Here is a 13,479-nt window from a genome sequence, read left to right as displayed (position 1 = left end):
TGGGTGAAGGACGTTCCACGTGGACAACGACGACGTAGTGCTCTCAGCACCACTTTTTGCCACCATGGAGGAGGCTGAGACGCGGGCGCTCTTGGCTTCGATGACCAAGATCGAGCTGGCCCGCGGGGATGTGCTCTTCACCGAGGGGCAGCCCGGCGACCGTCTCTACGTCATCCGCGAGGGCAAGATCAAGCTCGGCCGCAGCTCGGGCGACGGACGCGAGAACCTCATCGCCGTCCTCGGCCCCGGTGAGATGTTCGGCGAGCTCTCCCTGTTCGACCCGGGCCCCCGGTCCCTCGGCGCGAGCGCCGTGTCCGACTCGGTCGTCTACGAGCTCGGCCACGCCGCGCTGGTCGCTGCGCTCGAGGAGAACCCCGGAGTGGCGAAGCACCTGCTCACCGCCCTGGCGCGCCGCCTACGCCGCACCAACGAGGCCCTCGCCGACCTCGTCTTCTCCGACGTCCCGGGCCGCGTCGCCAAGGCCCTGCTCGACCTCTCCACCCGGTTCGGCGAGCGGGTCGACGAGGGCATCCGTGTCGCTCACGACCTCACCCAGGAAGAGCTCGCCCAGCTCGTCGGGGCCTCGCGCGAGACCGTGAACAAGGCCCTCGCCGACTTCGCCGGTCGCGGATGGGTCCGCCGTGAAGGACGCGCCGTGGTCCTCCTCGACATCGACCGCCTGGAACGCCGCGCTCGCTGACGTCCACCAGCGTGCAGACGAGGCGGTGCACCCGGTCCGGGTGCACCGCCTCGTCGTCTGTCAGCCGGACGGCTCAGGCCTCCGCGACCTCGACGATGAGCTCGACCTCGACCGGGGAGTCGAGCGGCAGCACCGTGACGCCCACCGCGCTGCGCACGTGCACGCCGGCCGCACCGAAGATCTCCCCCAGCACGAGGCTCGCGCCGTTGATCACCGCGGGCTGGCCGGTGAAGGACGGGTCGCTCGCCACGAAGCCGGTGACCTTGACGATGCGGGTGACCTGGTCGAGGGAACCGATCTCCGAGGCCACGGCTGCGAGGGCGTTGAGCACCGCAGTGCGCGCCAGGTCTGCTGCGACCTCGGGCGATACCAGTCCTTCACCGTCACCGACCTTGCCGGTGACCGCGAGGCGGCCCTCGACGAAGGGCAGCTGGCCCGAGGTCCACACCTGGCGACCTGCTCGCAACGCGGGGACGTACGCGGCCACGGGTGCGGCGACCCCCGGCAGCACGATGCCGAGCTCTGCGAGGCGGCTCGCGACGCTCATGCGCCGTCGCCGGTCGGTCGCTTGAGGTACGCGACGAGGCCGTTGCCGTCCGGACCGGTGACGATCTGGACCAGCTCCCAGCCGTCCGAACCCCACATGTCGAGGATCTGCTTGGTCGCGTGAATCATGAGCGGAACTGTCGAGTACTCCCACGTCTGTGCCATGGTCCGAGGGTAGTCCCCGGCGCCGAGCGCTCGCAGCCCCCGTCTCACGCTCACACAATCCCCCCATGGCGCCACCCGGAGTCTTCAGCGTCGTCGCAAACCGCTCCCGTACTCTGTTCTCATGGCAAACTCTGCGCTCGGTGAGGACGCGTCACCGTCTTCCGGTGCCCCGGCGGCCCGCTCACGTCACTCGGTCAACGTCTTCCAGGCGTTGGCGCTGCTGCTGACCTTTGTCCTGCTCGCCACCGTGGGAGGTGTGCTCGCCGCCGGTCTGGTGATCCCGCTCGCCGCGGGGACCAGCACCATCGCGCAGGGAACCACCCAGGCGTTCTACGACCTGCCCACGGACCTTGAACCGGGTCCGCTCTCGCAGGCCTCGTACATCTATGCCAGCGACGGCACCCCGCTCGCCACCTTCTTCGAGGAGAACCGCGAGGTCGTCCCGCTCACGAGCATCTCTCCCTACCTGCAGAACGCGGTCATCTCGACCGAGGACCGCCGGTTCTTCTCCCACGGCGGCATCGACCCCAAGGGCATGACCCGCGCTGCGGTGAACAACCTGGTGAAGAAGAACGCAGGGACGCAGGGCGCCTCGACCTTGACGCAGCAGTACGTCAAGAACGTGCTCATCGAGAAGGCCAACACCGCTGGCGACGCTGCCGGAGTCGCCGCGGCTCAGGAAGGCTCGATCGACCGCAAGCTCCGTGAGGCCAAGCTGGCAATCTCCCTCGAGAAGCGGATGACCAAGGAAGAGATCCTTGCCGGCTACCTGAACATCGCCCAGTTCGGGCTCAACGTCAACGGCGTGGAGGCAGCGGCTCAGCGGTACTTCGGCAAGACCGCCGCAGACGTGTCCATCGTCGAGGCAGCCACCATCGCCGGGATCACCCAGCGCCCTACGGCCTTCGACCCCACGAACGACCCGGCTGCCTCTGAGCGCCGACGCAACGTCGTCCTGTCCAACATGTACAACGAGGGGTACATCACCAAGGAGGAGTACGAGGCCGCTCGTGCGACGCCGCTGGCGGACACCCTCAACGTGCAACCGATCACCCGTGGCTGCGCCGGCGCCGACGGAGCAGCGTACTTCTGCGACTACGTCACCAAAGTGATCTTGCAGGACCCGGTCTTCGGTGACACGGCCGAGGAGCGCGCCAACCTCCTCAACCGCGGCGGCCTGGAGATCACAACGACCATCGACCTGGGCATGCAGGCGGTGGCTGACGAGGAGCTGCGCCTGGCAGTCCCCGTCGATGACCCCAACGGCATCGCCAACGCGATGGTCACCGTGGAGCCCGGCACCGGCAAGATCCTGGCCATGGCGCAGAACCGAGAGTTCTCGACCGCCCAACCGGCTCCCGCCGGATCGACCTTCGTCAACTACAACACCGACGTCACCCACGGCGGTTCCAGGGGGTTCCAGGCGGGGTCGACGTTCAAGGCCTTCGTACTCGCCCAGTGGCTCCAGGAGGGGCACACGCTGCGCGAGACCGTCAACGCCAACAGGCAGAAGCTGCTGCCAAGCGACTTCGCCGCAACGCCCCGAGACTGCGCGGACCTGCGCGGAGCATCATGGAACCCACGCAACTCCGACGGCGCAGGCCAGGGTATGCGGACCGTCCTCGAGGCGACGGCGAAATCTATCAACACCGCCTACGCGTCGATGTCGAGCAAGCTCAGCCTCTGCAACATCGCTGACATGGCCACGAAGGTCGGCTTCCGTTCTGCGGACGGCGCCCCAGTGGAGAAGGTGATGTCCATGACTCTCGGGGTGCAGAACACCACCCCTCTGTCCATGGCCAGCGCCTATGCGACCTTCGCCTCGGGCGGGATCTACTGCGAGCCGATCGCCATCCTCTCGGTCACGAACGCTGATGGCTCCGACCACCAGGTGCCGCCGGCCGACTGCAAGCCTGTCCTGGACACTGCTACCGCCAACGGCGTCAACTACGCCCTCCAGCAGGTGCTCTCGCCCCAGGGCGGTGCCAAGGCCTCGGTCTTGGCTAACCACACCGCAGCGGGCAAGACCGGGACGACGAACGACAACGGCAACGCCTGGTTCATCGGCTACACCCCGACCCTGTCGACCGCCTACTGGATGGGCAACCCCAACGGCAAGGTCTCGATGCAGAACATCACGATCGCTGGCAAGCCCCACCGCTACGTCTACGGCTCCACGATCGGCGCCCCCACCTGGAAGCGATACATGGACAAGGTCCTGGAGGGCACGCCGAACGTCGGGTTCCCTGAGGTCGGAGAGGCGCAGCTCGGCAAGGCACCCGCGCCGCCCCCCACAGCTCCGGCTGCTCCAGCCGACCCAGGCGCCGGCGGCGACCCGAATGCTCCGGCCCCGAACCCGGGCAACAACGGCCAGGGCAACGGAGGTCCCGGCAACGGCGAAGACCGCGGGAACGACGACTGATGCGACACCCCGTCCTCACCGCGCTCGGTCTCGGCGCGGCAGCTGGCGTCGGCGCGCTCGCCTGGGCCCACCTTGAGACGTCGATGTACACCCTGCGCGAGGTGAGCGTCCCGGTCCTGCCGCCGGGGCAGCCTGACCTGCGCATCCTGCACATCTCTGACCTGCACCTGACCCCCTCCCAGGAGGGGAAGATCGCCTGGGTCCGGTCCCTGGCCGATCTCCAGCCTGACCTCGTGGTGGACACCGGCGACAACATGGCCCACGTCGACGTGCTCCCGTCCCTGGAGTTCGCCCTCGCGCCGCTCCTCGAGCTCCCCGGCGCCTTTGTCATGGGGTCGAACGACTACTTCGCCCCGTCGTTCAAGAACCCCGCGCGCTACCTCCAGGCGGACGCGCGCATCGGCCGGTCCGTCGAGCCGACGCCGCTGCCGGCTGACAAGCTCGCTGCCACCATGACCGCGGCCGGCTGGAAGGACCTCACCAACCGCCGGGACACCGTGGTGGCCGACGGCCGGCGGATCTCCCTCGTCGGGGTGGACGACCCGCACCTGGACCGGGACGAGTTCCCCGCTCCCGTCCCGGCGTCGGGCGCCACCAGCGACCTGCGTCTTGGCGTGACGCACGCCCCGTACACGCGGGTCCTGGACCAGATGCACGAGGACGGCTCTGACGTGATCCTTGCCGGGCACACCCACGGCGGGCAGCTGTGCCTGCCGTTCTACGGTGCGCTGGTGACCAACTGCGACGTCGACCGCGGGCGGGCCAAGGGCCTGCACGGATGGCCGGGCGCTCGCCCGGACGCTGCCGGGGGCGAGGACTCCACCTGGATGCACGTGTGCGCCGGTCTGGGCACCTCCCCGTACGCACCGGTCCGCTTCGCCTGCCGCCCCGAGGCGACGTTGCTCACACTGACCGCTCGCTGACGCCTGGTACGGCGGGGGCCGGTTTCGTATCGCGGCTCGCGTCCGCTATTCTGATCAGGCTCCAGCAGTGAACATCGAAGTGTGATGTGCGCGCCGAAGCAGCTCGGGGTGTGGCGCAGCTTGGTAGCGCGCGTCGTTCGGGACGACGAGGTCGCAGGTTCAAATCCTGTCACCCCGACGAGCAGAGCAGAAGAACCCCCGGTCCACGGACCGGGGGTTCTTCTCGTTCCACGTCGCGGTCGGCGTTCCACCACAGTGGCGACTCAGCGAGACGGCCCTCAGATCAGCGCGGCACCGGCGGGCTCACGAGCTTGCAGGCCGCGAGCACCACCGCCTCACGCCGACGACGACGGACCTCCTCGCCACAGTCCCGCCCCTCGCCCGCGAACAGCCCCGGGTTCTGCTCCCACCCCGTAGCGAGCGCGAAGATCATCGTGATGAGGTCGTCCTCGCGCCAGCGGGGGTCGATGTCGCTGCCCACCATGGCCTGGGCGAGGTCCTGGCCGTGGTTGCCGTGGCGCACGCCCTTCGCCGCCGCGACGGCCGCTCCCTCGCCTTCCAGCCGCGCCCAGGAGAGCATCCTGGCGTGCTCAGGGTGGGCGGTCACGTGGTCGTAGACCGCTCCGGCGAAACCGGGCAGGTCGTGGGGGGTGAAGGGGATGGCTTCGGCGAGCATCGCGAAGTTCTCCTCGATCGTCGCGATGAACAGCGACCGCTTGTCACCGAAGTAGGCGTAGAGCCGTTCCTTGCTGGCATGGGCCGCCGCGGCGATGCGGTCGACTCGCGCCCCGGCCAAGCCGTGCTCGGCGAACTCGATGCGCGCGGCCTCGAAGATCCGCATCCTGGTCGCCAGGCCGTCGCTCCTCATCCTGATATTCTAACCCAACCAACTAGTTCGTTCCGTAAAGGATTATTGACTTCATGACGTCTGCAGCACCCCTGTCTCCCACCGAGACGATCGATCACCCGCCCGAGCACGCCTCCGCCCACCCCCGTCGGTGGTGGCTCCTCGCCGTGATCTCCCTCACCCAGCTCATGGTGGTCCTCGACGGGACCATCGTGAACATCGCCCTGCCCGCCGCTCAGCTCGACCTGGGCATGTCCGACGGCGACCGCACCTGGGTCGTCACCATCTACGCCCTGGCCTTCGGCTCGCTGCTGCTGCTCGGCGGGCGCATCGCCGACTACTGGGGGCGCAAGCGCACCTTCATGACCGGCATGATCGGCTTCGCCATCGCCTCCGGGATCGGCGGCTTCGCCACCTCCACGGAGATGCTGCTCGCCGCTCGTGGGCTCCAGGGCGCCTTCGCCGCCCTGCTCGCCCCTGCGGCGCTGGCCATCCTGACGATCACCTTCCCCTCCGGCAAGGACCGCATCAAGGCATTCGCCGTCTTCGGTGCGATCGCCGGTGGTGGTGCCGCGATCGGCCTGGTCCTGGGTGGGGTGCTCACCGAGTACGTCAGCTGGCACTGGTGCCTGCTCGTCAACATCCCGATCGCCGCTGTCGCGGTCATCGCCGGGTTCCCGCTCATCCGTGAGAGCCGCGCGCACGGAGACACCCGCTACGACATCCCCGGTGCCGTCCTCGTCGTCGCCGGCCTGGGTTCCCTCGTCTACGGCTTCGCTCAGGCGGAGAACGGCTGGGGCCGGCCCCAGACGCTCGTCTTCCTCGCCCTCGGGGTCGTCCTGCTCCTCGCCTTCGTGCGGGTCGAGTCCCGCTCCAACCACCCGCTGCTCCCGCTGCGCGTGCTCGCGCACAAGGCCCGCGGTGGAGCCTTCCTCGTCGCGACGCTGACCGGCGCCGCACTGCTGGGTGGCCTGCTCTTCCTGACCTTCTACTTCCAGATCGTCCTGGGCTACTCCCCCGTGATCGCCGGCGTCGCCTCGCTGCCGATGACCGTGACCATCATGATCTGCGCCCCGCTGCTGTCCAAGGTGCTGCCCCAGGTCGGCGTGCGCCTGCCGATGACCGTCGGTCCGATCATCGCGGCCGCCGGACTGTTCTACATGGCAGCCTTCGTGACCGTCGAGGGCAACTTCGCCGCCCAGGTGCTGCCCGGCGTCGTGCTGCTCGGCATCGGCCTGGCATGCCTCTTCGTGCCGCTGCAGAACGTCGCCCTGTCCGGCGTGGACGAGCACGACGCCGGCGTGGCCAGCGCCGCGGTCTCCTCCGCCCAGCAGATCGGCGGGTCGATCGGCACAGCGCTCATCACCGCCTTCTACGCCGCTGCGGTCACCACCTCGGTGACCTCCGGGTCGGCGCAGATGGAAGCCCTCGTCGACGGCTACTCGGTCGCCTTCGTCTGGGCCGGCGCCCTCATCCTGTGCGCCGCGCCGATCTCCTTCTTCCTCATCTCCATGTCCAAGAAGGACCTGCTCGACGCACCGGACGTCGTCCACGTGGGCTGACCAGCCTGAGACACCCCCTGCACGACGACGGCCCACCGGTTCTCCGGTGGGCCGTCGTCGTGCAACGGGTCAGGAGTTGTCCAGCAACCAGCCGGGGTTGTCCGGATCCATGATCTCCGCGGTCCCCAGCTCGCCCAGGTTCACCGTCACCGGTGAGTCGACGTCGACCCCGTCAGGCACCTCGACGTAGGAGGTCGTGGGTGCGAGGTCGTTGGTGGCGGGCCCATCGGCGTCAGCCATCTCGAGGGTGATGGTGATCGTCTGGCCGTCCGCGGTCGCCGCGGTGGCCACGAGAGGGTTGGAGCTGGAGCTGATGGTCATCACCCACAGCTCGCGCTCACGGTCCGCGACCCATCCAGCACCTGCCCCGGCGTCGGCGGGGACCGAGACTCCCTCCGGCGTGCCACGGACGTAGTCCGGGTCGGCGCTCGTGGCCTCACCCGGGCTTTCGATCGGCTCCCCGTCGATGCCGTCGTTGCCGCAGCCGACGAGCGCGGTCGTCGCGATCACCGCTCCGAGACCCCACCGCACCACTGTGCGCTTCTTCATGGTCGTTGCCTCCATCATCCGTCAGACGGTCGGCACGCGGAGCGGCCTGGACCAGACCACCGTACCTACGGCAGCCACCCTCCGACACTTCAGAACGGCCAGATGACGGGCACCAGGAAGGTCGCCACCACGACGAAGAATGCCGCGAGCGGCAGCCCGAGCTTCCAGTAGTCCCCGAAGCGATACCCGCCCGGTCCCAGGACCATCGTGTTGGCCGGGGTCGCCACGGGCGTCAAGAAGGCTGCCGCGGCCGAGACGGTCACCGCCATGAGCAGGGGCAGGGGCGACAGCCCCGCGTCGAGGGCGACGGCCACCGCGATCGGGGCGATGATCAGCGCAGTGGCCATGTTGCTGATGAGCTGACCCAGGACGAGTGTGACCACCGAGATCCCCAGGATCAGCAGATGCGGCTGGTCCGCACCGACAAGGGTGATGAGGGAGGTCGCCAGGGACTCGGCCACCCCAGTCTCCTCCATCGCGACGGACAACGGGATCATGCCTCCCACCAGCAGCAACGTGGTCCACGAGATGGATCGGTGCGCCTCAGCGACGGTCACCACCCGCGCGAGGACCATGGCGCACGCGGCCAGCACCGCGGCGATCGACGCTGGGACGATGCCGGAGGCGAGCAGCACGACCATCGCCGCCACGATGATCAGGGCGGGCTTGGCCCTGGGGCCCAGCGGCACGGCCTGACGGCGGATCATCTGCGGGGAGTCCACGACGATGACGGCGGAGTCCGTGGTGTTGATGTCGAGCGCCTCCCACGGACCGCGCAGCAGCAAGGCGTCCCCGGCTGCCAGCACCGTCTTGCCGAGGTTCTCCCCTCCCCGCTGGATCGCCACGATGAGAAGGTCACCGCTCTCGGTGATCATCCCCGGGAACACCGTCTGGCCGATGAGCTCTGAACGCGGTGCGACCACGACCTCGGAGACGCCGTGCTCCCGGCTGATCAGGTCGATGTCCTCGGGCACGGCGTACTGCATGGCCAGGATGTTGGCGTGCTGGCTCAGGTCCCTCGGGATCGAGTCAGCCGTGCGGGCAGGGAGCAGCCGAGGACCGAGGGTCACCGTGATGAGGATCGTCCCGATCACGAGAGGGATCCCCACCAGCGCGAACTCGAAGAATCCGAAGGTGCCGTGACCGGCCCCTGCGGCGATCTCCGAGACCAGCACGTTGACCGGCGTACCGGTCAGGACGAGCAGGGACCCGGCGTGCGCCCCGAAGGCCAGCGGGATGAGGAGCCGCGAGGGGCTGAGGTGCAGCCTGACGGCCGTCACGACCACGAGCGGCAGCAGGGCGGCGACGGCGCCGTTGACGCTGATCAACGCGGTCACCACGGCGACCACCGCCATGATGAGCACGAGCAGCTTGCGCTGGTCCCCGCCGGCTCTCTCGACCAGGCGCTGCCCAGCCCATGCCGTCACACCTGAGGCATCAAGCCCGTCGCTCACCACGAACAACGCCGCGATGAAGATGACGACAGGGTCGCCGAAGCCTGCGAAGACCTGCTCGACGGTGAGAACTCCGGTGAGGTACAGCGCGAGGGCGACCCCGACAGCGACGATGCCGACCGGGATCTTGTTGGCCACGAAGACGACCACCGCGACCAGAAGCACCACCACGGTGATCCACATGTCGCTCACACACACCGACAGTACTGCCGGGTTCTACCGGTCGCGAGCCCTCGCAGACAGGTGGTGCGGCCCGTCGGTGGGTTCCCCCTCTGCCGGGTGGGCGGCCCGCCGGCCGCCCACCGCACCACTAGCGTCCGGCGCCTACCGCACGGCGACTGCGAGCTGCGGCGGCGAGCTCTCGGAGCAGGTCTGCCGTGGTGTCCCAGTCGATGCACGCGTCCGTGACGGACTGCCCGTACGTGAGGCCCTCGGCCGCGGGCTTCTGCGCCCCCGCCACGAGGAAGCTCTCGATCATGATCCCGGCGACACCGTCGTTCCCGGCCGCGACGGACCCGGCGATCTCGCGGACCACCTCGGCCTGACGGACGTGGGACTTGCCGGAGTTGCCGTGGCTCGCGTCGATCATCAGGCGAGGCTCGAGGCCCGCCGCGGTGACGACGTCGAGGGCAGCGGCGACGGAGGCGTCGTCGTAGTTCGGTCCCCCGCGCCCACCCCGCAGGATGACGTGGCAGTCCGGGTTGCCGGTCGTGGCGACCGCGGCGGCCCGGCCCTGCGCGTCGATCCCGAAGAAGGTGTGCTCTGCCGCGGCCGTCACGCAGCCGTCGACGGCCGCCTGGACGTCGCCGTCGGTCGCGTTCTTGAAGCCCACGGGCATCGAGACGCCGGAGGCGAGCTGGCGGTGGACCTGGCTCTCGGGGTTGCGGGCGCCGATCGCGCCCCAGGAGACGGCGTCGGCGATGTACTGCGGACTGGTCGGCTCGAGGAACTCGCACGCGGCCGGGACACCCTCGGCGAGCACGCCGAGCAGCACCTCACGGGCGAGGCGCAGCCCGCGGTGGACGTCGAAGGTGTTGTCCATGCCGGGGTCGTTGATGAGTCCCTTCCACCCGACCGTGGTGCGTGGCTTCTCGAAGTACACGCGCATGACGATGCACAGGTCCTGCGCCAGCTCGCGCTCGAGGGCGGCGAGGCGGCGCGCGTAGTCGAGAGCGGCGACCGGGTCGTGCACCGAGCACGGCCCGACGACGACGAGGAGCCGGTCGTCGGTGCCGTTCATGATGGTGCGCACGCCCTCGCGGCTGCGGGCGACGAGGTCTGCCGCCTCCGGGGAGAGCGGGAGCTCGGCGAGCATGTCGGCCGGGGCGGGCAGCGGATCGAGCGCACGGATGCGCAGGTCGTTGGTGCGCTGGGAATCCATGTCGATCTCCGAGGGTGAGAGTGGCTGCGTGAGCGTGGGGGTGGACACGAGGTGAGGCTCCGAATCTGGCGGGTCTGTGGTCTGAGGGGGCGCTCAGACGGAGCCGCAGCGGCCTACCGGTGTCACGGAGTCGGCCCGTCTGAAACGACGAAGGGCCACAACGCATACGCGTCGAGGCCCTGTGCTGGCTCCGGGTGGAAAGTTGGTCAGGCGATCGCCCGCTGAGCTCCACCAAGAGCCAGCGTAAAGCGCCAATACGAACGATGTCCGGTCACGCGTCGAGGCTAACACAAGCCCCGCCCCCGCTGAGTGCACGATCCTGTACGCGAAACGCCGGGGCGACACGCGCGTTTTCGTGCTCTCAGCGGAGGGGGGTCAGTGAGTCAGGCGGGCGGCGACTAGCTCGGCTACCTGGACGGCGTTGAGGGCGGCGCCCTTGCGCAGGTTGTCGTTGCTCACGAACATCGCCAGGCCGCGGCCGCCGGGGACGGACTGGTCCACCCGGATGCGACCGACGAAGCTCGGATCAGCGCCCGCGGCCTCGAGCGGGTTGGGCACGTCAGCCAGCTCGACGCCGGGAGCGGCGGCGAGCAGCTCGCGCGCCTCGTCCGGGGTGATCGCCCGGGAGAACTCGGCGTTGATCGCGAGGGAGTGCCCGGTGAAGACGGGCACTCGCACGCAGGTGCCCGCGACGGCGAGGTCGGGCAGGCCAAGGATCTTGCGGGACTCGTTGCGCAGCTTCTGCTCCTCGTCGGTCTCCTCGGAGCCGTCCTCGACGATCGAGCCGGCCAGCGGCACGACGTTGAAGGCGATGTTCTTCACGTACTTGGCCGGCTCGGGGAGGGTGACCGCCGCGCCGTCGTGCACGAGGGCCAGGGTGTCCTGCTCGACCGCGGCGCGCACCTGGGTGTCGAGCTCGGTCGCCCCGGCGAGGCCGGACCCGGAGACGGCCTGGAAGGTCGTGACGATGAGGCGTTCCAGCCCGGCGGCGTCTGCCAGCGGCTTGAGGACCGGCATGGCGGCCATGGTGGTGCAGTTGGGGTTGGCGATGATGCCCTTGGGCGCGTTCTCGATCGCCTCCGGGTTGACCTCGGAGACCACCAACGGCACCTCGGGGTCCAGCCGCCATGCGGAGGAGTTGTCGATGACGATGGCTCCGGCCGCCGCGAAGCGCGGCGCCTGCTCCTTCGAGGTGGACCCGCCGGCGGAGAAGAGGGCGATGTCGATCCCGGACAGGTCCGCGGTCGCGGCGTCCTCGACGACGATGTCCTCGCCGCGCCACGGCAGGGTGGTGCCGGCCGAGCGGGCGGAGGCGAAGTAGCGGATCTGGGCGACCGGGAAGTCGCGCTCGACGAGCAGGCGGCGCATGACAGCACCGACCTGACCGGTGGCTCCGACGACGGCGACGTTCACGCCTGATGCACTCATGGGTGGGCTCTTTTCACGAAGACACGTTCACAGCAGATGATGACGCTCGCCGCGGCGAGCGGGAGGCGCGACGGCGCGGAAGACGCGCCGTCGCGCGACGGGGGGCGCGGTCAGCGGCCGGTGCCGCCGTAGACGACGGCCTCGCCCTCGCCGTCCAGGCCGAAGGCGGAGTGCACGGCGCGCACGGCGTCGTCCAGGCTGTCCTCGCGGGTGACCACGGAGATGCGGATCTCCGAGGTGGTGATCATCTCGATGTTGATCCCGGCGTCGCGCAGCGCGCCGAAGAGGCGGGCGGAGACTCCGGGGTGCGACTTCATGCCCGCCCCGACGAGGGAGATCTTGCCGATCTGGTCGTCGTACTGCAGCGATCCGAAGCCGATCTCCTCGCGGACCGCGTTGAGCGCGGTCATCGCGATCGGGCCGTCGTCCTCGGGGAGGGTGAAGGAGATGTCGGTCAGGCCGGTCGAGGCTGCGGAGACGTTCTGGACGATCATGTCGATGTTCGCGCCGGCGCTCGCCACGACCTCGAAGATGCGAGCGGCGGTGCCGGGGACGTCGGGGACGCCCACGACGGTGATCTTGGCCTCGCTGCGGTCGTGCGCGACTCCAGAGATGATCGGGTCTTCCATGGCTTCTTCTCCTGCGCTCTGGCTGGCCGCGGCGGGCGCGGGGATGGCGGTGACGAGGGTCCCTTCCTTGCCCGAGAACGAGGACCGGACGTGGATGGGGACGTTGTAGCGGCGGGCGTACTCCACGCACCGCAGCGCGAGGATCTTCGCGCCGCTGGCCGCCATCTCGAGCATCTCCTCGTAGGTGATGCGGTCGACCTTGCGGGCCGAGGGGACGATGCGCGGGTCGGCGGTGAAGATGCCGTCCACGTCGGTGTAGATCTCGCAGACGTCGGCGCCGAGGCCGGCGGCGAGCGCGACGGCGGTCGTGTCGGAGCCTCCGCGTCCCAGCGTCGTGACGTCGTTGGTGTTGAGGGTGACCCCCTGGAACCCGGCGACGATCGCGACCGAGCCCTTCTCGATGGTCTCCCGGATGCGCCCCGGCACGACGTCGACGATGCGCGCCTTGCCGTGCACGGCGTCGGTGATCAGACCGGCCTGCTGGCCGGTGAAGGACTTCGCCTTGACGCCCAGGTTGTTGATGGCCATCGCCAGCAGGGACATCGAGATGCGCTCACCTGCGGTGAGGAGGATGTCCATCTCCCGCGAGGGAGGCAGCGGGGTGACCTGCTGGGCGAGGTCGATGAGCTCGTCGGTCGTGTCGCCCATCGCGGAGACCACGACGACGACGTCGTTCCCGGCCCGCTTGTACTCGGCGATCCGCTTGGCTACGCGCTTGATGCTCTCGGCATCGGAGACGGATGATCCGCCGTACTTCTGCACTACAAGTGCCACGTGCTTGCTCCGTTACGTTGCTGGTCCCGTCGATCTAAACGTCCACCAGGTGCTGTCCGAACGCCCCGAGTCTAGGGGGGACGAGGCACAAACACCACT

General features: G+C 69.2%; 12 protein-coding genes and 1 tRNA gene. 5 read left to right on the top strand and 8 right to left on the bottom strand.

Annotated features, from left to right (window positions below; all coding sequences use genetic code 11):
* Nucleotides 1-64 precede the first annotated feature (64 nt).
* Nucleotides 65-700 carry a Crp/Fnr family transcriptional regulator gene (locus tag SS2_RS03525; RefSeq protein ID WP_066461122.1) on the top strand — a complete coding sequence of 212 codons (636 nt, stop codon included), beginning with the start codon at nt 65-67 and terminating at the stop codon, nt 698-700.
* Nucleotides 701-773: 73 nt separating this feature from the next.
* On the opposite strand, the gene SS2_RS03520 is transcribed toward SS2_RS03525, so the two are convergent.
* Together SS2_RS03520 and sp36 are read right to left on the bottom strand one after the other, a co-directional pair.
* Nucleotides 774-1,247 (bottom strand): RidA family protein, encoded by a 474-nt coding sequence (locus SS2_RS03520; protein WP_066461121.1) that lies wholly within the window; start codon nt 1,245-1,247, stop codon nt 774-776.
* Nucleotides 1,244-1,411, bottom strand: a complete 168-nt coding sequence (gene sp36, locus SS2_RS17315) for a Sp36 family protein (RefSeq protein WP_157607174.1) — start codon at nt 1,409-1,411, stop codon at nt 1,244-1,246. Before sp36 ends, SS2_RS03520 begins: the two co-directional genes overlap by 4 nt.
* A gap of 121 nt (nt 1,412-1,532) precedes the next feature.
* Between sp36 and SS2_RS03515 the strand changes: the two genes are divergently transcribed.
* The 3 genes from SS2_RS03515 to SS2_RS03505 all read left to right on the top strand — a co-directional run bounded on the left by SS2_RS03515 (nt 1,533) and on the right by SS2_RS03505 (nt 4,934).
* Nucleotides 1,533-3,833 carry a transglycosylase domain-containing protein gene (locus SS2_RS03515; protein WP_083941670.1) on the top strand — a complete coding sequence of 767 codons (2,301 nt, stop codon included), beginning with the start codon at nt 1,533-1,535 and terminating at the stop codon, nt 3,831-3,833.
* Nucleotides 3,833-4,756 (top strand): metallophosphoesterase, encoded by a 924-nt coding sequence (locus SS2_RS03510; RefSeq protein WP_066461118.1) that lies wholly within the window; start codon nt 3,833-3,835, stop codon nt 4,754-4,756. The genes SS2_RS03515 and SS2_RS03510 overlap by 1 nt, the downstream gene beginning before the upstream one ends.
* Before the next feature lie 104 nt (nt 4,757-4,860).
* Nucleotides 4,861-4,934: transfer RNA gene (locus SS2_RS03505), tRNA-Pro, on the top strand.
* 105 nt (nt 4,935-5,039) lie between these two features.
* On the opposite strand, the gene SS2_RS03500 is transcribed toward SS2_RS03505, so the two are convergent.
* Nucleotides 5,040-5,624 (bottom strand): TetR/AcrR family transcriptional regulator, encoded by a 585-nt coding sequence (locus tag SS2_RS03500; protein WP_083941668.1) that lies wholly within the window; start codon nt 5,622-5,624, stop codon nt 5,040-5,042.
* A gap of 53 nt (nt 5,625-5,677) precedes the next feature.
* Here SS2_RS03500 and SS2_RS03495 point away from each other — a divergent pair, with 53 nt between their 5' ends.
* A complete protein-coding gene (locus SS2_RS03495) occupies nt 5,678-7,165 on the top strand; it encodes an MFS transporter (RefSeq protein ID WP_083941666.1) in 1,488 nt (495 codons plus the stop codon).
* Between the two features lie 69 nt (nt 7,166-7,234).
* Here SS2_RS03495 and SS2_RS03490 read toward each other — a convergent pair whose 3' ends face one another.
* The 5 genes from SS2_RS03490 to SS2_RS03470 all read right to left on the bottom strand — a co-directional run bounded on the left by SS2_RS03490 (nt 7,235) and on the right by SS2_RS03470 (nt 13,380).
* Entirely contained in the window at nt 7,235-7,714 is a 480-nt protein-coding gene (locus SS2_RS03490; protein ID WP_066461111.1) for a hypothetical protein, read from the bottom strand.
* 89 nt (nt 7,715-7,803) lie between these two features.
* The gene (locus tag SS2_RS03485; RefSeq protein ID WP_066461104.1) at nt 7,804-9,351 is read right to left on the bottom strand and encodes an SLC13 family permease; all 1,548 of its coding nucleotides are present in this window, start codon (nt 9,349-9,351) and stop codon (nt 7,804-7,806) included.
* A 127-nt stretch (nt 9,352-9,478) separates the two neighbouring features.
* A complete protein-coding gene (locus SS2_RS03480) occupies nt 9,479-10,549 on the bottom strand; it encodes a 3-deoxy-7-phosphoheptulonate synthase (protein ID WP_066461168.1) in 1,071 nt (356 codons plus the stop codon).
* Between the two features lie 375 nt (nt 10,550-10,924).
* Nucleotides 10,925-11,977 carry an aspartate-semialdehyde dehydrogenase gene (locus tag SS2_RS03475; protein WP_066461102.1) on the bottom strand — a complete coding sequence of 351 codons (1,053 nt, stop codon included), beginning with the start codon at nt 11,975-11,977 and terminating at the stop codon, nt 10,925-10,927.
* Nucleotides 11,978-12,087: 110 nt separating this feature from the next.
* Nucleotides 12,088-13,380: an aspartate kinase gene (locus SS2_RS03470; protein WP_066461101.1), complete on the bottom strand. Its 1,293-nt coding sequence runs from the start codon at nt 13,378-13,380 to the stop codon at nt 12,088-12,090.
* Nucleotides 13,381-13,479 lie beyond the last annotated feature (99 nt).

Source organism: Sanguibacter suarezii NBRC 16159 (assembly GCF_001552735.1).
GTDB lineage: Bacteria > Actinomycetota > Actinomycetes > Actinomycetales > Cellulomonadaceae > Sanguibacter > Sanguibacter suarezii.
The sequence above is the reverse complement of the archived record's forward strand: the minus strand, read 5'-3'. Positions and strand labels throughout refer to the sequence as shown.

Excerpts from the sequence above, each read along its gene's own strand:
- SS2_RS03490 (WP_066461111.1), bottom strand. The coding sequence starts at position 7,714 with ATGAAGAAGCGCACAGTGGTGCGGTGGGGTCTCGGAGCGGTGATCGCG.
- SS2_RS03515 (WP_083941670.1), top strand. The coding sequence starts at position 1,533 with ATGGCAAACTCTGCGCTCGGTGAGGACGCGTCACCGTCTTCCGGTGCC.
- SS2_RS03495 (WP_083941666.1), top strand. The coding sequence starts at position 5,678 with ATGACGTCTGCAGCACCCCTGTCTCCCACCGAGACGATCGATCACCCG.
- SS2_RS03520 (WP_066461121.1), bottom strand. The coding sequence starts at position 1,247 with ATGAGCGTCGCGAGCCGCCTCGCAGAGCTCGGCATCGTGCTGCCGGGG.
- SS2_RS03525 (WP_066461122.1), top strand. The coding sequence starts at position 65 with ATGGAGGAGGCTGAGACGCGGGCGCTCTTGGCTTCGATGACCAAGATC.
- SS2_RS03510 (WP_066461118.1), top strand. The coding sequence starts at position 3,833 with ATGCGACACCCCGTCCTCACCGCGCTCGGTCTCGGCGCGGCAGCTGGC.
- SS2_RS03485 (WP_066461104.1), bottom strand. The coding sequence starts at position 9,351 with ATGTGGATCACCGTGGTGGTGCTTCTGGTCGCGGTGGTCGTCTTCGTG.
- SS2_RS03475 (WP_066461102.1), bottom strand. The coding sequence starts at position 11,977 with ATGAGTGCATCAGGCGTGAACGTCGCCGTCGTCGGAGCCACCGGTCAG.
- SS2_RS03480 (WP_066461168.1), bottom strand. The coding sequence starts at position 10,549 with ATGGATTCCCAGCGCACCAACGACCTGCGCATCCGTGCGCTCGATCCG.
- SS2_RS03500 (WP_083941668.1), bottom strand. The coding sequence starts at position 5,624 with ATGAGGAGCGACGGCCTGGCGACCAGGATGCGGATCTTCGAGGCCGCG.
- sp36 (WP_157607174.1), bottom strand. The coding sequence starts at position 1,411 with ATGGCACAGACGTGGGAGTACTCGACAGTTCCGCTCATGATTCACGCG.